This window comes from Kribbella sp. NPDC002412 (genome assembly GCF_053592935.1).
The window spans coordinates 78,322-97,490 of the sequence record NZ_JBSFBL010000019.1; the positions used below are offsets into that span (position 1 = coordinate 78,322).

Annotated in this window: 14 protein-coding genes; 3 read left to right on the forward strand and 11 right to left on the reverse strand. The window is 70.0% G+C overall.

Going from position 1 to position 19,169, the window contains the following annotated elements; translation table 11 throughout:
• Positions 1-15 precede the first annotated feature (15 nt).
• A complete protein-coding gene (locus tag ACWCOV_RS17585) occupies positions 16-573 on the forward strand; it encodes an RNA polymerase sigma factor (RefSeq protein WP_449830311.1) in 558 nt (185 codons plus the stop codon).
• An 82-nt stretch (positions 574-655) separates the two neighbouring features.
• On the opposite strand, the gene ACWCOV_RS17590 is transcribed toward ACWCOV_RS17585, so the two are convergent.
• The 11 genes from ACWCOV_RS17590 to ACWCOV_RS17640 form a co-directional block, all read right to left on the reverse strand.
• Positions 656-1,030, reverse strand: coding sequence for a hypothetical protein (locus ACWCOV_RS17590; RefSeq protein WP_449830312.1), 375 nt, complete (start codon positions 1,028-1,030; stop codon positions 656-658).
• Positions 1,031-1,035: 5 nt separating this feature from the next.
• A complete protein-coding gene (locus ACWCOV_RS17595) occupies positions 1,036-2,673 on the reverse strand; it encodes a right-handed parallel beta-helix repeat-containing protein (protein WP_449830313.1) in 1,638 nt (545 codons plus the stop codon).
• A gap of 34 nt (positions 2,674-2,707) precedes the next feature.
• On the reverse strand, positions 2,708-3,910 hold the full coding sequence (locus tag ACWCOV_RS17600) for a glycosyltransferase (protein ID WP_449830314.1): 1,203 nt from the start codon (positions 3,908-3,910) through the stop codon (positions 2,708-2,710).
• Positions 3,907-5,145: a hypothetical protein gene (locus tag ACWCOV_RS17605; protein WP_449830315.1), complete on the reverse strand. Its 1,239-nt coding sequence runs from the start codon at positions 5,143-5,145 to the stop codon at positions 3,907-3,909. Before ACWCOV_RS17605 ends, ACWCOV_RS17600 begins: the two co-directional genes overlap by 4 nt.
• Positions 5,142-6,773, reverse strand: coding sequence for a hypothetical protein (locus ACWCOV_RS17610; RefSeq protein WP_449830316.1), 1,632 nt, complete (start codon positions 6,771-6,773; stop codon positions 5,142-5,144). The genes ACWCOV_RS17605 and ACWCOV_RS17610 overlap by 4 nt, the downstream gene beginning before the upstream one ends.
• Positions 6,770-7,984, reverse strand: coding sequence for a Wzz/FepE/Etk N-terminal domain-containing protein (locus tag ACWCOV_RS17615; RefSeq protein WP_449830317.1), 1,215 nt, complete (start codon positions 7,982-7,984; stop codon positions 6,770-6,772). The genes ACWCOV_RS17610 and ACWCOV_RS17615 overlap by 4 nt, the downstream gene beginning before the upstream one ends.
• A gap of 84 nt (positions 7,985-8,068) precedes the next feature.
• Positions 8,069-10,030, reverse strand: a complete 1,962-nt coding sequence (locus ACWCOV_RS17620) for an alginate lyase family protein (protein WP_449830318.1) — start codon at positions 10,028-10,030, stop codon at positions 8,069-8,071.
• On the reverse strand, positions 10,027-12,177 hold the full coding sequence (locus ACWCOV_RS17625) for a bi-domain-containing oxidoreductase (protein ID WP_449830319.1): 2,151 nt from the start codon (positions 12,175-12,177) through the stop codon (positions 10,027-10,029). The genes ACWCOV_RS17620 and ACWCOV_RS17625 overlap by 4 nt, the downstream gene beginning before the upstream one ends.
• A gap of 8 nt (positions 12,178-12,185) precedes the next feature.
• Positions 12,186-14,105, reverse strand: a complete 1,920-nt coding sequence (asnB, locus tag ACWCOV_RS17630) for an asparagine synthase (glutamine-hydrolyzing) (RefSeq protein WP_449830320.1) — start codon at positions 14,103-14,105, stop codon at positions 12,186-12,188.
• Positions 14,105-15,334: a glycosyltransferase family 4 protein gene (locus tag ACWCOV_RS17635; protein ID WP_449830321.1), complete on the reverse strand. Its 1,230-nt coding sequence runs from the start codon at positions 15,332-15,334 to the stop codon at positions 14,105-14,107. The genes asnB and ACWCOV_RS17635 overlap by 1 nt, the downstream gene beginning before the upstream one ends.
• A complete protein-coding gene (locus ACWCOV_RS17640) occupies positions 15,331-16,653 on the reverse strand; it encodes a UDP-glucose dehydrogenase family protein (RefSeq protein ID WP_449830322.1) in 1,323 nt (440 codons plus the stop codon). The genes ACWCOV_RS17635 and ACWCOV_RS17640 overlap by 4 nt, the downstream gene beginning before the upstream one ends.
• Positions 16,654-16,828: 175 nt before the next feature.
• Here ACWCOV_RS17640 and ACWCOV_RS17645 point away from each other — a divergent pair, with 175 nt between their 5' ends.
• Together ACWCOV_RS17645 and ACWCOV_RS17650 are read left to right on the forward strand one after the other, a co-directional pair.
• Complete coding sequence (locus tag ACWCOV_RS17645) at positions 16,829-17,905, forward strand: NAD-dependent epimerase/dehydratase family protein (protein WP_449830323.1); 1,077 nt, start codon at positions 16,829-16,831, stop codon at positions 17,903-17,905.
• Positions 17,905-19,137 (forward strand): methyltransferase domain-containing protein, encoded by a 1,233-nt coding sequence (locus tag ACWCOV_RS17650; RefSeq protein WP_449830324.1) that lies wholly within the window; start codon positions 17,905-17,907, stop codon positions 19,135-19,137. Before ACWCOV_RS17645 ends, ACWCOV_RS17650 begins: the two co-directional genes overlap by 1 nt.
• Positions 19,138-19,169 lie beyond the last annotated feature (32 nt).

Here is a 19,169-nt window from a genome sequence, read left to right on the forward strand (position 1 = left end):
GGCACTGACCAACCTATGCCCGGCGACGCGTCCGGCCGGTCCGAGGCCGCGAACCTGGTGATCCAGGCAGCGTCCGGCGACCAGGGCGCTTGGAGCCGGTTGGTCGATCACTACGCCCGGCTGGTCTGGGCCGTCACCCGCAGCTTCCGGCTCAGCGACAGCGACGCCGCTGACGTCTCCCAGATGGTCTGGCTGCGGCTGCTCGAGCACATCCATCGCGTCGACCCCGAGCGGGTCGGCGCCTGGCTGGTCGTCACCACTCGCCGGGAGTGCCTGCGAGTGCTGGCGTTCCGCAAGCGGGTGCTGCTGACCTACGAGTCCGCCGCGTTCGAGGGCGTGCCGGGTGACCAGCCGGAGCTGGACGCCGACCTGCTCGCCGACGAGCGGGCGGACGACGTACGGCGGGCCTTGCAGAGCCTCCCGGATCGGTGGCAGCAGCTGATGGGCATGCTGATGGCCGACCCGCCGGCGCCGTACGCCGAGATCTCCGCGACGATCGGGATCCCGATCGGCAGCATCGGCCCGATCCGCGGCCGGTGCCTGGAGAAGCTTCGCCTGCTGCTTGCCTCCTGAAGCAGCAGACGGGTCGGTCCGGCAATTCCCCTGCGGATTGCCGGACTCGACCGAGCCGGCGGCCGGTCTCGGGCCGCGCGGGTCAGAGCATGACCCACGCGGTCCGGACCGGCCGCTGTGCCGTGCCCGGCCAGCGCAGCAGGAAGCTCACCAACCGGGCGTTCGTCGGGCCGTCCTCCGAACCCCTCGACTCGACCACCACCGGACCGGTGGGGGAGACCCGCAGCTCGACGGTCAGGTCGCCACGGCCCCGGACGTCGACGTCCAGGGTGATGCCGTGGCCCGCGAAGCGCAGCGCCCGCACCTCGTCGCGGCAGCTCTCCGGCGCGTCCACCAGGCTGTCGAACACCAGGTCGAGGACGTCGAGGTTGCGTTCGTGCCGCCCGAACGCGGCGTAGCCGACCGAGCGGAGCAGTGCGATCTGCTCGCCGGCGGCACGCTCAGGAGGCCCGATCATCGCGCTCAGCGCTCCCCTTGCACCTTGATCACGCTGTCCGGGTCCTGCCCGTACGGCGCGCCCTGCCAGGCCGCCCAGTTCACCCGGTTGCCCTGCTCGTGCACGATGAAGTTCCACGGCCCGGCGTAGGTGTTGTCGTAGAACTTGTTGCCCTGCTTGTAGGTGATCGCGTCCTGCACGGTGGCCTGGTGGTACGGCGACCAGGTCGGGAACGTGCCCCAGTTGGCGAACAGGCCGTTGTACCCGCAGCCGGCCCGGGACGCGCAGGTCGTGCCGATCTTGTCCGGGTCGAGGGAGAACACGTTGTCGTGCACGCGCACGTTCTGCGTCTTCCACCGGCAGTCGTTCAGGTACGGCTGGTTCCGGATGTTGTTCGCGTTGCAGGTCTGGGCGGTGACGACGCTCGGGTTGACCAGGGTGCCGGCGCCGGTGCTGGTGTTGGCCGCCGACCCGGAGAACCGGTCGGAGTTCTCCCACAGGATCACGCCGGCCCAGTTGTCGGTGAAGACGTTCCCGGCGATCTCGAAGGTCTGGTTGAACACGCTCTGCACCCGGTTGTCGCTGCCGGACTCGGAGATGTACAGCGCGGGCGTCGGGAAGCCCTGGTTCAGCGGGCCCTTGCCGAGGCCGTTGCGGGCGAACGTGTTGCCCCGGATGCCGGCGTTGTAGCTGGTCTCGTAGACGATGCCCTCGGCCAGATTGTTCGAGATGTAGTTGCCCTCGATCACGAAGCCGGTGTTGTTGGTGTCGGCCCACAGCCCGGCGCTGAGGTTGTCGTGCACCCAGTTGTTCCGGATGATCGCGCCGGTGACCTCCCAGAACTTGCCGCCGCCGGTGCAGCCGCAGCCGACCTTGGCCTTCTCCCAGTTGTCGGTGTTGTTGCCGGCGATCTCGTTGCCCTCGATGGTGATGCCGTTGACCTTCTCCGGGTGGTAGGCGTTGAAGCCGTACTGGCCGTTCCGCTGCAGGCAGTTGCCCTTGACAACATTGTGGTCGCCGACCATTACCCCGGCGCCGGCGTTCAGCCGGATCGTGTTCGCCTGGATCGTCCAGCGGCCGGACGCGTTGTGGTTGACCACACCCTCGTCGTTGTTGCTCCGCGGGGCGCCGAAGTTCTGGATGGTCAGGTTCTTCACCGTGACGCCGGTGGCGTACCCGGTGAACGCGTACCGGTTGCGCTTGCGGCCGTCCAGGACCGCGCCGGGGGCGCCGATGTAGGTGTTGCCCTCCTTCGGGATCACCTGGGCGTACGGCCCGCTGCCGAGGGTGTGTGTTCCGGCGGTGAGGTAAAACGTCGTGCCGGCCGGGCTGGCCTCGGTGAGCTCGTTGAGGTTCTGCGTCGTACTGACGACGACCGCGCCGGCCGGGGCCTGGGCCGGTCCGGCCAGTGCCGTGGTGTTGGCACAGATCTTCGCCGGCGGCGCGGTCGGAGCGGGCGGCGCCGGCTGGTTCTGCGGCGCGGTCGGCGTCGTCGCCGGACTGGCCTGTGCCTCCTCCTGTGCCGGATCGCCGCCGGTGACGACGAAGCCGATCGCCACCAGCGCGGCGACGACGATCAGCGCCGCGGCGCCGAGGATCCGACGGTCGCGGTACCACGCGGTGCTCCGACCGGGGGCCGGAGGGGGCGGGTCGCGATGATCCATGACACATCCTTCAGGGGAAATTGGTCCCGGGGACTCAGCGCTGGGCCGAGGCCGGGTGACGGATGGCGAACCGGTAGATCTCGAGCAGCTGCTCGAGGTTGTGCGCTGTCTGGTGCTTCTCCTCGTAGCTCTTGCGGGCGCGGCGGCCGAGCTCCTCGTACCGGTCCGGCGTGGTGTCGACGTCGAGCAGCAGCTTGGCCAGCGCGTCCGGCCGGCCGGGCTCGAACAACATGCCGTCGACCTCGTGCTCGACCAGGTCCGGGAACGAGCCGTGACCGGACGCCAGCACCGGCACCCCGACCGCCATCGCCTCGACCACGACAAGCCCGAACGTCTCTTCCCACTCCGACGGCAGGACGACGGCTCGGGACCGGCTGATCAGCTCGAAGACCTCCTGCTTGCTCATCAGGCCGCCCAGCTGGACCGACGGCCGCTCGGCGGCCCAGGCGGTCACCTCGTCCTGCAGCGGCCCGCCGCCGGCGACGACGAGTTGCAGGGCATCGTCCCCGGCGATCGCCCGGTACGCGTCCCAGCCCTTCATCAGCAGCGGCGCCCCCTTGGCCGCGTCCAGGCGGCCGACGTAGCTGACCTGCCGGTCGCGGGTGCCGCCGAGTGGTCCGTCGTACGGGACCATGTTGTGCTTGACGAACGAGCGGTGCGGGTCGAAGTCCATCCCGCCCAGCAGTTGGCGCTGGGACTCGGAGATGAAGACGTACGCCGAGACCAGGTCGCGCCACGTCCGCCGGTGCCCGCGGGTGTTGAGCACGGTGGTCGCGGTCGCAAGCTTGGAGCCGCGGTAGCAACCGTGCTTCACGCCGGGGAGCGGGTTGCCGCCGGCGCAGTCGTGGCAGACCGCGCCGTCGCGGAAGAAGTCGCCGCTGGCGCAGAGCAGCTTGTAGTTGTGCAGCGTGATCACGACCGGCACACCCGCGTCGCGGCAGGCGTACAGCACCGACGGGCTGAGCAGCGGGAACGTGTTGTGCACGTGGACGACGTCCGGCCGGAAGCGCTCGAGCTCCGCGGCGAGGTCGCGCCTGCTGGCCGGGTTCCACACCACCCGGGCCGGCAGCGTGGCCTTCTGCCAGGCCGGCCACTCCTCGATCTCGTCGCTGAACCGCTCGAAGTGCCGGACCTCGTGCCCGGCCTCGGCCAGCGCCGCGCTCTCCTGGTCGACCACCCGGTTCTCGCCGCTCGGAGCGGTCGACCGGTACCTGTTGTGCACCAGCAGGATCTTCATCGCGCTCCCTCACGGGTGGTCACGTTGTACACGAGCGACGCCGCCAGCGTCAGTTCGAGCAGGTACGGCGAGGCCTCGCTCAGACCGCTCTCGGTGAAGGACGCGACCACGCAGTAGGCGACCAGGAAGAGCGCCAGCGCCCGCTGCGGTCCCTGGGGCCGGAACCACGCCGCGGTCAGCACGAACAGCACGAGCATGATCGTGATCGCCACCCCGACCAGCCCCACGTCGTAGTACGTGCCGAGCCAGTTGCTGTCGATCGGCAGCCCGTTGAACGACTTGTTGGACAGGCCGAACCCGAAGAGGGTCTCGAAGGTCGAGCGCGGCGTGGCCAGGATCGACTCCCAGACCGCCCGGCGCCCGGTCAGCTCGGTCACCTCGTCGGAGTCCTGCCCGCGGGCCAGCCAGGTCGCCACCACCGAGCCGAGGGTCAGCGCTCCGACGGTGAAGACGACGGCGCCGATCGCCAGGAACCGGCGGGCCCGGGTGCGTGCGGTGAACAGGCTCAGCCCGGCGATCAGCACGCCGGCCAGCAGCGCGACCAGCGCGGTCCGGGTGTGCGTCAGCAGCAGCACCGGGACGGCCACCAGCACGCTGACCAACGCGACACTGCGTCTCAGCAGTCCGGAGAACCACAGCACGATCGTCAGGCCCGTCGCCACCGCGGCGTAGTGCCCGACCTGGGTCGGCGGGATCGGCCAGAGGATTCCGTGCAGCCGGTTCTCGAACATCGCGGTGCCCGGCGAGATCAGGAGACCGAGCACGGCCGTGCCGAGGATGCACCACAGCACGATCAGGTGCGTCCGGACCAGCAGCAGGTCGCGCCGGTTCCACCACGGCGTCAGCAGCCACAGCACCATCGCGAACGTGAGCAGCCGGCCGGCCCGGAACAGCGCGCCGAAGAGGAACTCGGCCCGGATGCTGGCCAGCAACGCCTCCGACGCCAGCAGAAGCAGCAGGAAGATGAAGACGCTCGGCCGGACCCGGACCGGCCGGTTGACCGTCAGGACCAGCACCAGGGCCGCCACCAGGGCGCCCTGCGCGATGAGCTTGCCGATCATGCCCGGGATCGGGAGCAGGTACGGCGCACCGGCGAAGAACGTCATCACGTTCAGCACCAGCAGGCCCCAGACCAGCTGGACGCGGCGACGCCGGCGAACTTCGGGCGCGACCACCCGCCGGGTCGGCCGGCGGCCGATCCGGGTCGCCAGTCGTTCGCTGAGCCCAGTGCTCATCGTCCGAACATCTCCACGTCCACGTTCCGCGCGGGGGCGGCCTCGGCCTCGGCGACGCCGACGGTCTCGTCGGTCCGGTCCGGCCGCAGCACGACGGCGGTGTCGATCTCGAGCCCGGCCAGCCGCAGCATCTCGCCGGTGGCCTGGATCTTGGCCGTGGTCGAACGGCCGGCGGTCACCACGACCGCGGCGTGCGAAGCCCACGTGCCCAGGTGGTCCGCGCCCAGCTCCGGCGTCAGCGTGGCCAGCGTCAGCACCACGTCGGCGACTTCCCAGGCGGCGTCGAGCGCGATGTCACCGCTGCTCTCCGGCCGGCTCGTCTCGCTCAGCCGCAGGTAGCAACCCTGCGCCGGCCCGCCGTCCGGATCGGGCAGGTGTACGTCGATCCGCCGCTGCGGCTCGCTGAACCGCGACTCGCGCGTTCCCGGCGACTTGACGCCGAGCATCATCGCCAGCAGCCGCGTCTCGCTGAGGTCGGCCACCAGGACGTGCTTGCCCTCCTCGGCCAGCGAGACCGCCAGCGCGGCGACGACCAGCGCGGAGGTGCGGGCGTCGTCGACGCTGACCACGACAGTGGCCGGCGTGGGCCGTTCACCCCAGAAGATCCGCTGACCGAGGTGCTGCACCATCAGCCGGACTTCCGGGTTCCGCCGCTGGGACGGGCGCAGGTAGCGCGGGAACGGCAGCAACTGCAAACGGGACGGCCGCGGACTGCTCAGCCGGACCCGCGCGCCCAGGGCGCCGGCGATGTCCTGCCGCTTCCACAGCCGGTCGGAGATCAGCGCCCGGACGATCACGAAGGCGATGCCGATGAACAGGCCGGCGATCAGCCCGGTGCCGGCGTTGATCGCCAGCGTCCGCTTGGCCGACACCGGCACCGGCGCGGCCACGTCGAGGATCCGGCTGCTGTTCATCCGGGAGGCCTGCACCTCCTGGTCCAGCATCTGCTGACGGACGTACTGCAGCCGGTCCCGGGCGACGCCGAGCCGGACCATCTGCGTGCTGTTCGGCCGGGCCGGCTCGTCCGGGTTGTCGCCGGCCGCCCGGACCGCCGCCTCGGCCACCGAGACCGCCGAGTTCGCAGCGCTCAGGTCGCGGCGCAGCGGGCCGTCCTGCAGCGCGATCTGCTCCTTGCGGAAGATCAGGAACACCTGGGCGATGACCGTGGCCTGCCTGGTCGCCTCGTCGGTCGTCTTGGCCCGTACGGCGATCTCCAGCACCCGGTCGGTCTTGTTGGCCGCGGTGTACCGCTTCAGCAGATCGTCCGGCGTCTCCGGCAGCTTGAGCAGGTCGATCACCCGCTGCGCGACCGTGTGCGTGGTCGCCAGGCTGACATCCGTGGCCATCGCCTTGGCCGGGTCCTCGCCGTCCTTGTGCGTCAGCACCAGCCGGGTCGCGGACACCTGCGGCTGGGGCAGGACGTACGTCGATCCCAGACCGCCGAGCAGGCCGATGGCGGCCAGGATCAGCCAGATCCGCAGGTGCCGGCGCAGGGCGTCCCGCAGGAAGCGGAAGGTGACCAGGCTGTCCGGTGGGTAGGCGTTCGTCGGTTCGGTCGCGAACAGGCCGTCGTCGTCGGTCCAGCCGGGATCGGTGGCGACGGGCTGGTTGTAGGGCTGGTTGCTCACTTGGTCCTCCTCGCGGTGGTCCCGGTGAGGAGAGTGGGCAGCCGCGATCCGGAGCGGATGGACTGCGAGACCCGGCCGATGGTGCGGTCCGACGGGTCGGGGTCGGTGACGACCAGGCCGTCGATGATGCGGTCGTCGGCCGCGGCCGCGACGGCCAGCCGGGCGAGCTCCTCGGCCGTCACCATGCCCGCCGACAGCGCGACGATCGTGCGCGTGGTCCGGGTGGTGCCGGCCAGGTGCGGGGCGTCCCGGTCGACCACGACCAGGTGGATGTCCAGGGCAACCTTCCCGGCCGGCTCCTGGTGCGTGTCGACCACGATCGAGGTCGAGATACCGATCGAGGTCGCGAGCGCGGCCAGCTGCGGGCCGAGCGGGAGCGCCTTCTCGTCGTCGGCGAACGAGATGACCGTCAGCGACTGCTGGGAGCCGCCCTTCAGGTCCAGGTCGAGGTGGTGCAGCGTCTTGCGCAGGCTCCACGCCTCGACCGCGGTCGGCGAGTAGTGCTCCAGCAGATAGGCCCAGTCGGACACGTCAGTCGCCCGGTACGACGAGACGGACGCCAGCACCGGCAGTCCGACCGCGTCGGCGATCTCGTCGCGCAACCGCAGCCGGCGGTCGCCGCGCACCTTGGCAAGTACTCCGATCGAGCCCGCGACGGCGCCGATCAGCGCGCCGAGCAGTCCCCAGATCCCCAGATGGACCGCGAGGTTGCCACCCCGCGCGGTCGTCGCCTGCTCCAGCACCCGTGCCCCCGTTTTCTTTCCCAGGTCGCCGGGCAGCACCTGGTCGGTGGTGATGAAGACCAGGTAGACCTCGGAGACCGCGTTCGCCAGCCGCATCGACTGCGCGGCCGACTCGCCCTTGGCGTCGATCTTGATGACGTCGTCGGTCAACGCCGTCACCTTGACCCGCGCCCGCACGACCTTGGTGGACAGCGCCGGGCTCAGGTTCTGGCCGGCGCTCTTCAGCACCGGTTCGCTCCCGGCGATGAACACCTGGGTCTCGATACTCTGCGTGCCCTCGGCCTTCTCCGGGTCCGCCGCGGGCGGTGGAGGCAGCACGACGAGCGAGGTGGCCGTGTGCAACGGCGGCACCAGCAGGCCGTAGCCCACCCCGCCGAGCAGGCCAACCGCTGCCACGGCGGCGACGATGAGGCGGTGCCGCCGGATGGCACGCCAGGATTTCTTGACGTCGAGCTGCTGTGCACTCACAGGCCCCGCTCCTCCAGTCGAACGTCACGATCGGTTCGGAGTAATAGAGGGGCCGAAACCGGAGGTGATACAGCAAGACTCCGGTCAGGACCGGAAGTGAAACCTGCTGATCGCGGGGGAGTCCGGTCCGAGCACCCCGGAGCCGACCAGCGTGGTGATCGGCACCTTGCGGCCGAATCGCGGTGAGTACCAGCCGAGCAACGGATCGTCACCACCACAGTGCGCGGTCCAGCTCAACCCGGCCGGCAACTCGACCATCGCGGACCCGTTCGGCCACTTCAGCCGCCCGGTCGCGCCGTCCAGCTCGACCGTCACCTCCGGGCCGAGATGCCACGCGATCCGTACGCCGGCCGTCCCGTCCAGCTGATCCTCGACCCGCAGCACGCCCTCATCCAGTACGGCGGTCCGCCGGTGAGTGATCGGGGTGTCGCCGGACCGGTAGCCGTCGTGCTCGGCGTCCCAGGTGACCACGTCACCATCGGCGGCGTACCGCCGTACCTTGCCCGTCGCGCCGCGCAGCCAGAGGAACGGGCCGCCCCAGACGGACTGTTCGGCGCCGGCGACCTCGACGGTGTTGTGGGCGATCGTGGAGCGGAAGTAGTTCCGCCACTCCTCCTCGCCGTGGTAGCAGTACGTCCCCGGGTCGGCCAGGATGTCGACGCCGCCGACCCGGACCTCGAGCGAGAGCGCGTCGCAGTGCGCGTGCGCCGCGATGGACAGGAACCCGTGCGGCCCCGCGTCACAGCGGCACCAGATCTCCGGACCTGCGTCGCGACTACGCAGGATCGTGATCCCGGCGTCGGCGAAGTGGTCCGGGCGCTGCGCCGGCCGATGCGGCTGCGCACCGTGGACCAGACTCCCCGCCAGTACGGCGGTCGCCGTCTGCGGACTGTCCGGCCACCAATCGGCGCGGCCGACGACCGCGGCGCCGAGCGAGAGGAACGCCGACCAGCTGTGGACGTCGGGAGGGTCGAGGACGAGGACCATGCCCTCGTCGTCGTCGCCCTGGCGTGGTGGGCGCAGCGTGTTGTCGACGATGGCCGCGGCCACGTCGACAGTCCGGGTCAGCAGCGCCCAGGTTTGCCCGCTCAACGGATGACCGGCCTTGTCCGCCTCCAGAGCGGCGTACAGGCCGAGCTCGGAGACGAAGCGGTGGTAGTCGGTCGCAAGCTCGCGGTTGACGCCGGAAGGGAAGGTGTTGGCGTCCAGCTCGCGCTCCAGCAGCTCAGCCGCGTTCGCGCGCCACTTGTCGCTTTGGGTGAACCAGGGGAACGCGCAGGCGCCCATCAGCTGGCCGGCGGCCTCCGCGATCACGTGGTTGTTCGCCGACGAGCCCCGGCTCTCGAAGGCGGCCAGGTAGCGCTGGTGCCAGTAGAGCTGCCGCAGCGCCAGCTCGTTGTGCTCGAACAGGTCGGTGACCTCGGGCCAGTCGTCGAGCAGCCGCCGGATCCAGGCCCAGCTGATCAGCCGGATGCCGATCTCGATCCCGCTGGCCCAGTGCACCCCGGACAGGAACGGGTTCGACCGCCACCAGTCGTTCAGGTGGTCGGCGACGCGGTCCGCGTAGGTGTCGTCGTGGGTCAGGTACCAGGCTGCGGCGAGCTGGGTCAGGTGGTGGTGCCGGGACAGCTCCCAGACCTGCTTGATGTTCCCGACCAGGTCCTCGTTGCGGTGGTTGAGCTTGAACGTGTACTCCGCCGGGTCCGACCGGCGGCCGGTGGTCGGGTCGCGGAACCAGTCCGGCGCCTTCAGGTCGGTCCGGTCGACGCCGAGCACCTCGAGCTTTCCGGCCAGGATCGCGTCGGCGGTCTCGATGACCGCCGTACGCGCCGCGTCCGGCACGCCGTCGGCGGCGTGCGGCGGCAGCACGGCCGGGAAGGTCAGCTCCTTGCGCAGCGGCAGTTGGATGTCGGCGTCCTGCCCGGGCCGGACCTGCTGGTAGGCCCAGGCAGTACGCCGTACGTGGTCACGCGTTCGCCAGGCCAGCTCGGTGGGGGACATCCGGCGCAGGCGGCGGACGTACCAACCCAAGGGCTGGCGGCTCATACGGCCTCCGGCTTGCCGCTGGCGATGCTGCGGTCGACGGCGATGGTCGCGCGGGTGGTGGCGACCAGCGAGTCGAACGGGATCGGCATCGGTCCACCGGTCTTCACCGCCTGGACGAAGCGTTCCAGCTCGACTCGCTGGCCCTTGTCGGTGCCGCGAGCCTTGCGGGTCGACGGCTTTCGGCCCGCCCACACCGACGCGCTCTGGAAGTTGTCCAGCCGGCCGTTGCGGCCGCCACCGGTGATGTCCAGCGTCTCCTTCGGGAACCGCGAGTTGCCGCCGCCGACGTAGCTGATCGTGGCGGCCGACCCGTTCGCGAACCGCAGGCTGACGATCACGTCGCCGGCGTCCGGTCCGGGTACGGCGTACACCTCGGTGGGCAGGCTGTCGAGCCACCAGCTCACCGTGTCGATGAAGTGGCCGCCCTCGCCGCCGAACCGGCTGCCTTCCTTGTCCTGGTCCAGGTACCAGCTGGACGGGTCCAGCCGGCCGGCGTTCACCAGGTAGCGCAGGGAGGAGCCGCCGCCGGGCGTGCCGAAGCGCTCGCGCAGGTCGGTCAGCAGCGGCGCGAACCGGCGGTTGAACCCGACCATCAAGCGGTCGTTGCCGGTTGCGTCCACGGTCGCGACGATCCGGTCCAGGTCCTCGTCGTTCAAGGCCAACGGCTTCTCGACGAACACGGCCTTCCCGGTCTCGAGCGCTTTGCACGCCAGGTCCGCGTGCGTGCTGTGCCGGGTCACCACGAAGATCGCATCCAGCGACTCGTCCGACAACACAGCCTGGGCATCCGTCGAGATCTGCTCAAACCCGAACCGCCGCTGAGCATTCGCCGCCGACAACGACTTGTTGGTCGCGACATGAGCCAGCGCAACATCCTCGTTCTTCTGCAGGTGCGGAAGAAGCATCGAAGACGCGTAGTTGCCGGCGCCCACAAACCCCAACCGAACAGAACCAGTGGTTGGGCTTGCCGGTCGGGCAACCGACGGTGTTCGAGGAGCGGCTTCCTGGTGTGGAACATCCGGGTACTCGAACAAGAACCCGACACCGGGGAAGGCGCCTGACGAGAGTTGTTGGTAGACCTCGGTGGCGTCTGCGATGGGGAAGACTCTTGCTACCAGGGAGCCTACGTCGATCTGTTCGCGGGCGATCAGGTCGATGAAGCACTCGAGGTTGCGGCGTTCGGTCCAGCGGACGTAGCCGGCGGGGTAGTCGATGCCTTCGAGCTCGTAGCGGTCGTCGTACCGGCCGGGGCCGTAGGAGCGGGAGAACCGGACGTCGAGCTCTTTGTCGTAGTAGGCGTTCCACGGCAGGTCGAGCTTGGTCTTGCCGATGTCGACGACCCGGGCGCGGTCGCGCGCCAGCCGCGCCGCGGTCTCGACCGGGCCGTTGGAGTGACCGCCGGCGGCGAGCAGGATGTGGTCCGCGCCCAGCCCGTTCGACGCCTCCAGCAGCGACCGTTCGAGTACGGCGATGCCCGCCTCGTCGGCCGACGAGCAGTGCAGCGCGCCGGCCTTCTCCGCCATCCGGCACCGGTCCTCGACCGTGTCGATGCCGAACACCCGGACGCCGGCCGCGACCAGCAGCCGCACCACGAGCTGTCCGACCAGGCCGAGTCCGATCACCACCGCCGTGTCGCCGAGCTGCACCTCCGACTGCCGTACGCCGTGCATCGCGATCGCACCCACGGTCGAGAACGCGGCCTGCTCCGGGGGCACGCCGTCCGGCACCGGAACGCACAGGTTGACCGGCACCCAGTTGTACTCCGCGTGCAAGGCGAACTCGTTGCCCGCGGCAGCGACCAGCTGGCCGACGCTGAACTCCTCGGCTCCGGCGCCGACCTCGACGACCACACCGCACAGCGAGTAGCCCAGCGGCGTGTACGAGTCGAGCTTGTTCATCACCTTCTTGTAGGTGTTGAGCGCACCTTGCTGGGCGACCGAGTCCAGCACCTTCTTCACCTGGTCCGGCCGCGCCCGCGCCTTGCCGAGCATCGACAGCTTGGCCTCGCCGACCTTCATCAGCTCGGTACCGGTGGAGATCAGCGAGTAGAGCGAGCGGACCAGCACGCCACCGGGCGCACAGGTGGGCGGCGGCACGTCGAGCACCGCCAGCTCACCGGACTTGTAGTTCTGTGCAACCTGTTTCATGTCGTCCTTCACAAGGAGGTGATGGTCACGCCCAGGGAGCGCATGTGCCGGGTCCAGGTCTCGAGCGTCAGCAGCTGCCAGATCTGCTTGGAGTAGTCCTCACGCCCGGCCCGCTCGTCGTCGACCAGACGCTGTACGGCGGCCTGCTGCAGGAAACCGCTGCCGACCAGCTCGCCACGCAGGAGCACGTCGTCCACCAGTTCGCGCAGGTCGTTGCGGACCCAGGCCCGCAGCGGCGCGCTGAACGACGCCTTCGGCCGGTAGATGATCTCCTTCGGCAACCAGGCCTCGGCCGCCTTCTTCAGCGCGAGCTTGCCCTGCCGCCGGTGGATCTTCGCGCTGCCCGGGATGGAGAACGCGGCCCGCGCGACGATCGGGTCCACGAACGGCGTCCGGACCTCGGTCGACGCGGCCATGCTGGACCGGTCGGTGTAGGCCAGGTTCAGGCCGGGCAGGAACATCCGCGCGTCGGCCAGGCACATCCGGTTGACGTGGTCGTCGAGCGTGGTGTCGTGGTAGATGTCGCTGTGCTCGGAGAGCAGCTTCCCGACGTACGGCTCCAGGTCGGGGCTGAGCAGTCCGGCCAGCTGGTCGCCGTCGTACATCGTGTAGCTGCGCCGGAACGCGGTCTCCTCGGGCAGGTCCGCGAAGGTCTGGAACCGCTTCGCCCAGCGCGCGTACCGCAGGCCGCGGCCGTTCACGGTCACCGGCAGCCGCCGGACCGTGGGGCCGATCAGCCCGTTCCGCAGGACGCCGGGAAGCCGCTGGTACTGCGCTCCCATCACGCAGGCGAGGTGTTTGCGGTAGCCGCCGAACAACTCGTCGGCGCCCATCCCGGACAGCAGCACCTTGACCCCGGCGTCGCGGGCGGCGTCGCACATCAGCAGCGTGTTGATCGCGGCCGGGTCGCCGATCGGCTCGTCCAGTACGTCGACGATCCGGGGCAGCAGGTCCACCACGTCGGGCGCGATCTCGATCTCGTGCAGGTCGATGCCGAACTGCTGGGCCACCTTGCGGGCGTAGATCGCGTCGTCGGGCATCGCCTCGAGCCGCTGGTCCTGCGCCCGGAAGGTGATCGTGTACGAGTCGATTCCCGGGTCGAGCCGCTTGGCCAGCACCGTGACCAGGCTGGAGTCGAGACCGCCGCTGAGGAACGTCGACACCCCGACGTCGGCGACCAGGTGCGCGGCGACCGATTCCTCGATGACCGTGCGCAGGTCGGCGGGCGGGCCGGCGGCCGCCTCGGTGGCGACGTCGGTCACCCGCCAGTACGTCTCGTGCCGGCTGCTGCCGTCCGGCCGGAACTCCGACCACGAGCCCGGCGGGAGCTTCTCCACGCCGTCGATCGCGCAGCGCTGCTCGGGCAGCCAGTAGTAGAGCATCGAGGAGATCAGCGCGCCGGGATCGGTCCGCAGCTCCGGCCCGATCGCGGCGACCAGCGCCTTCAGCTCGGACGCGAAGATGACGCCGCCGTGCCGGCGCAGGAAGTACAGCGGCTTGATGCCGAGCGGGTCGCGGGCCAGGAACAGGCTGCCGCTGTCCTCGTCGAGCATCGCGAACGCGAACATGCCCCGGAACCGCGACAGCGCCGCCGGACCCCAGCGGCGCCACGCTTCCAGCACCACCTCGGTGTCGGAGTGCGTCCGGAACGCCACCCCGGCCCGGGCCAGCTCGGCGCGCAACTCCTTGTAGTTGTAGAGCTCGCCGTTGTAGCTGATCGTCAGGCCGCGCTTGGTGAACGGCTGGTCCGCGCCCGAGGACAGGTCGATGATCGACAGCCGGCGGTGCGCGAGGTACGCCCGGATGTCACCGTCCTCGAACCGGTACACGCCGTCGGCGTCCGGACCGCGGTGCGCGATCCGGTCGTTCATGGTCTGCGCGAGGGCGAGACCGTCGTGCTGCTGGTAGCAGCCGGCGATGCCGCACATCAGGACCCCGCAGCCTTCGGGAACTCGCCGACGACGCTCGAGTGGCCGGTGAGCCGGTCGTACACCTCGAGGTAGGCCTTCTGCTGGTGCTTCCAGGCGAGCACCTGCTCGACCCGTTCGCGACCGAACCGGGCCATCCGGCGGCGCCGTACCTCGTCGTCCAGCAGGTCGACGATCGCCTGGCCGTACTTGGTCACGTCGTTCGGCTCGACGTACACCGCGGCCTCGGCGGCCGAGACCTTGGTCTCGATCAGGTCGAAGGCGACGACCGGCAGCTCGAAGGCCATGTACTCCATCGTCTTGTTCATCGTGGAGACGTCGTTGAGCGGGTTCTTCGGGTCCGGCGACAGGCCGAGGTCGGCGGTCGACATCACCGTGCGGACCGTCTCGTCCGGCACCCGGCCGGTGAACTCGACGTGCTCCTGCAGGCCCAGCTCGTCCCGCAGTGCGACCACGTCGTCGAAGGCGTCGCCGCCGCCCATCAGCGTGAACGCGATGTCGGTGCGGCCGAGCTTGTTGACGACCACGTCGGCGGCCTTGACGACGATGTCGACGCCGTCCTGCGGGCCCATCACGCCGATGTAGGTGACCAGGTACCGGTGCCCGCGGCGCACCGACTCGTCCGGTGCGCCGCGGCGCAACCGCTCCGGATCGGGGCCGGTTCGCACGACGGTCACGTCGTGGTTGGCCTTGCCGCTCCGGGTGATCGCGATGTGCCGGTAGGAGTCGTTGGTCGAGGTGACGTGGTCCGCCGTCCGGTGCGTCCGCCGCTCCAGCCAGCGCAGGCCCTTGTACGCCGGGCTCGTCGTACCGCCGAAGCGGGACTGGAACAGCTCCGGGCACAGGTCGTGGTGGTCGAAGACGAACTTGGTCCGGTCCAGGCGGCGCAGCAGGATCGCGATCGGCCAGAAGATGTCCGGCGGGTTGCACGCCTGCAGCACCTGGAACTTGCCGGCCTTGCGGGCCCGCAGCACCAGCAGCAGCGTCATCAGGAACGAGTAGGCGTACTCCGCCACGAAGCTGAGCTTGCTGCCACCGGGCGCGTACGCCTTGTACTTGTGCACGGTGACGCCCTCGAGGACCTGGTACGACGGATCACCCGGGCCCTTGGGGCAGACCACGGTCACGTCGTACCCGGAGGCCGTCAGGGCCTTGCACTCCAGCCAGACCCGGCGGTCGAACGGCACCCACAGGTTCTGGATGATGATCAGGACGCGCGGACCGCTCACCAGCCCACTCCTTCGTATCCGGCCAGCGCCTCGACCTCGGCGCCCAGCCGGCCGCTCAGGTCGATGGTCCGGGCCGGTGGCGTCGTGAGCAGCGCGCTGATCGCCGCGGGGTCGGTCGCCGAGACCAGCGCCAGGTCCGCCCCGCGCAGCGCCTCGACCGGGTCGGCGGTGAGCACCCGCTGCAGGTGCGGCAGCTTGGACCGCACGTGCCGCAGGTTGGCGCCGACCAGCCGGCTCGGGTTCACGATCGCGTCGTAGATGCGCAGGTTGTAGCCCTTGCCGATCAGCCGCTCGGCGAGCTCGACGCTCGGGCTCTCGCGCAGGTCGTCGGTCGCGGTCTTGAAGCTCAGGCCGAGCAGCGCGATCTCACGGCCCGGTCCGGCCACCACCCGGTCCACCACGTCGCGGACGGTCAGCTCGTTGGTCGCGAGCGTGCCGGCCAGCAGCGGCAGGTCGGTGTCGTTGACCCGGGCCAGGTGCAGCACCGAGCGCAGGTCCTTCGGCAGGCACGAGCCGCCGAACGCGAACCCGGGGCGCAGGTAGTACGGCGAGATGTTGAGGCTGGTGTCCTGGACGAAGAGCCGCATGACCTCCCGCGAGTCCACGCCGTAGTACCGAAAGATCCGGCCCATCTCGTTCGCGAACGAGACCTTGGTGGCGTGGAACGCGTTGCAGGCGTACTTGAGCGCCTCGGCGGTCCGGACGTCGACCACCTGCACCTCTGCCGGGAGGAAGCCGAACAGGTCGGTCAGAGCGGTACCGACCCGCGGGTTCCTGGTGCCGACCACGACGAACGGCGGGTCGTAGAAGTCCGCCAGCCCGGAGCCCTCGCGCAGGAACTCCGGGCACATCGCCGTACCGAAGGTGAAGTCGCCGGAGGCGGGCACCTCGGCCAGGACCTGCTCGACGACCTCGTCGACGGTGCCCGGCGGGACGGTGCTGCGGACGACGATGCTGTGGAAGCCCGACGCCGGCGGCGCGACCACCCCGGCCGCCTCCGCGATGTCGCGGACCGCGCGCCGGATGTAGGTGAGGTCGGTGCTGCCGGCCGGTGTCGACGGCGTTCCCACGCAGATCAGGGAGACGTCCGCTCCATCCAGGGCCAGTCGCGGGTCGGTGGTCGCGTGCAGTCTGCCCGCGGTGACGCCGGCCGCCACGAGCTCGTCCAGGCCGGGTTCGACCACCGGGCTGTGGCCCTCGGTGATCGGTCCGACCTTGGCTGTGTCGACATCGACCCCCCAGACGTCGTGGCCGGCGGCGGCCAGGCAAGCCGCCGTGACCGACCCCACGTAGCCCAAGCCGAATACGGCAACCTTCATAACGCCCCCCAATTGAGCGTGGATCTCCCCTTGCTGGTCTCAGCCCTCTATGGAGCAGCCACCCTCGGGCGCTGATACACCGGACTTGCCGGAATCGAATCCGCGGGCGATGTATCACGGCGCTCGCTCGGTGATCTGTTGTAGCGACGACAGAGCCGAGCGGAGGAGCGGGCGGATGAGAGTTCTGGTCACCGGGGATCGCGGGTACATCGGTGCGGTGATGGTGCCGTTCCTGCGGGACGCCGGGCACCAGGTCGACGGGCTGGACACCGGGCTGTACGAGGGCTGCGACCTGCTCGGCGGGCCGGACCCGATCGGCTCCCGCAAGCCGCGCGACATGCGCGACGTCACCTCGGCCGAGCTCCAGGGGTACGACGCCGTCGTCTGCCTGGCCGCGTTGTCCAACGACCCGCTCGGCCACCTGAACCGGGACGCGACCTACTCGGTCAACCTGGACGGCACCCTGAACGTCGCCCGCGCGGCCAAGGACGCCGGTGTCGAGCGGTTCCTGTTCGCCTCCTCCTGCAGCCTGTACGGCGCGGCCGGCTCCGAAGCGGTCACCGAGGACGCCGAGATGTTCCCGGTCACGCCGTACGGCGAGACCAAGGCGCTGGCCGAGGCGGAGCTGTCCAAGCTTGCCGACGACAACTTCAGCCCGACCTACCTTCGCAACGCGACCGCGTACGGCGCCTCCACCCGGCTGCGGCTGGACATCGTGGTGAACAACCTGACCGCGATCGCGATGACGAGCGGCCAGGTCCGGCTGGAGAGCGACGGCACGCCGTGGCGGCCGCTGGTGCACATCGAGGACATCAGCCGGGTGTTCCTGACGGTGCTGGAGTCGCCGCGCGAGGTGATCCACGACGAGGCGTTCAACGTCGGCCGGTCCGAGGACGTGGTCCAGGTCCGCGACATCGCCGAGATGGTCCGCGACGCCGTACCGGGCTCGACGCTGTCGATCGCCGCGGGCGCCGGGCCGGACCTGCGCAACTACAAGGTCGACTTCGCCAAGCTCAACGACACCTTCCCGGACCTGCGGCTGCAGTGGACGGTGCGCAAGGGCGTCGACGAGCTGGCCGCCGCGTACCAGCGGCACGGCCTGACCCAGGCGGACTTCGACTCCGCCCAGTTCGTCCGGCTGCGCCGGATCCAGCAGCTGCTGTCCGCGGGGCTGGTCGACGACCAGCTGCGCCGGCAGACCGATGACCAGTTCCCGGGACCGGGGGCACCACTGTTCGAGGAGAAGCACTGATGGGGGAACCAGTCGCCTGCCGCCTCTGTGGCGAGCCGTTGACGCGCACGTTCGTCGACCTGGGGATGTCGCCGCCGTGCGAGAGCTACCTGCGGGCCGACCAGCTCGACAGCGGTGAGACCTTCTACCCGCTGCACGTCCGGATCTGTGACAACTGCCTGCTGGTCCAGCTGCCGGCGTACGTCGCGGCCGACGACGTGTTCAGCGACTACCTGTACTTCTCGTCGTACTCGACCAGCTGGGTCGAGCACGCCCGCCGGTTCGTCGTGGACATGCAGGAGCGGCTCGACCTCGGCGCCGAGAGCCTGATCGTCGAGGCGGCCAGCAACGACGGCTACCTGCTGCAGCACGCGGTCGCGCTCGGTATCCCGGTGCTCGGCATCGAGCCGGCCGCGAACATCGCCGAGATCGCCAACGAGAAGGGCATCCGGACCGAGAGCTACTTCCTCGGCGAGGAGACCGGCCGGGACGCGGCCGCCCGGCACGGCCAGGCGGACCTTGTCGTCGGCAACAACGTCTTCGCGCACGTGCCGGACATCGTCGACTTCGCCAAGGGCCTGCGGGCGCTGGTCAAGGACGACGGCCTGGTGTCGCTCGAGTTCCCGCACCTGCTGCGGCTGATCGAGGGCCGCCAGTACGACACGATCTACCACGAGCACTACCAGTACCTGACCCTGAAGACCGCGGCGGCCGCGCTGGAGAAGGCGGGCCTGAAGGTGGTCGACGTCCAGGAGCTCGTCAGCCACGGCGGCTCGCTGCGGCTGATGTCGCAGCCGGTCGAGACGGCGGGGGAGCCGTCGGAGCTGGTGCTGAAGGTTCTGAAGGACGAGGAGGACGCCGGGCTGCACACGGTCGAGGGGCACGCCGGGTTCGCCGACGACGTGTTCGCGATCAAGGCCGACCTGGTCAGCTTCCTGGTCGGCGCCGCCCGGGCCGGCAAGTCGGTCGCCGGGTACGGCGCTCCCGGCAAGGGCAACACGCTGCTGAACCACTGCGGCATCCGCGAGGACCTGCTGCCGTTCACCGTCGACCGCAGCCCGCACAAGCACGGCATGTTCCTGCCCGGGACGCACATCCCGATCCACGCGCCGGAGCGGCTGGCCGAGGTACGGCCGGACTACATCGTGATCCTGCCGTGGAACCTGCGCGAGGAGATCGTCCACCAGCTGGCCTACGCACGGGAGTGGGGCGCGAAGTTCGTCGTACCCATCCCGCGCCTCGAAGTGATCTGAACACGGCAGTACAGCCATAGGGGAGGGGCAGT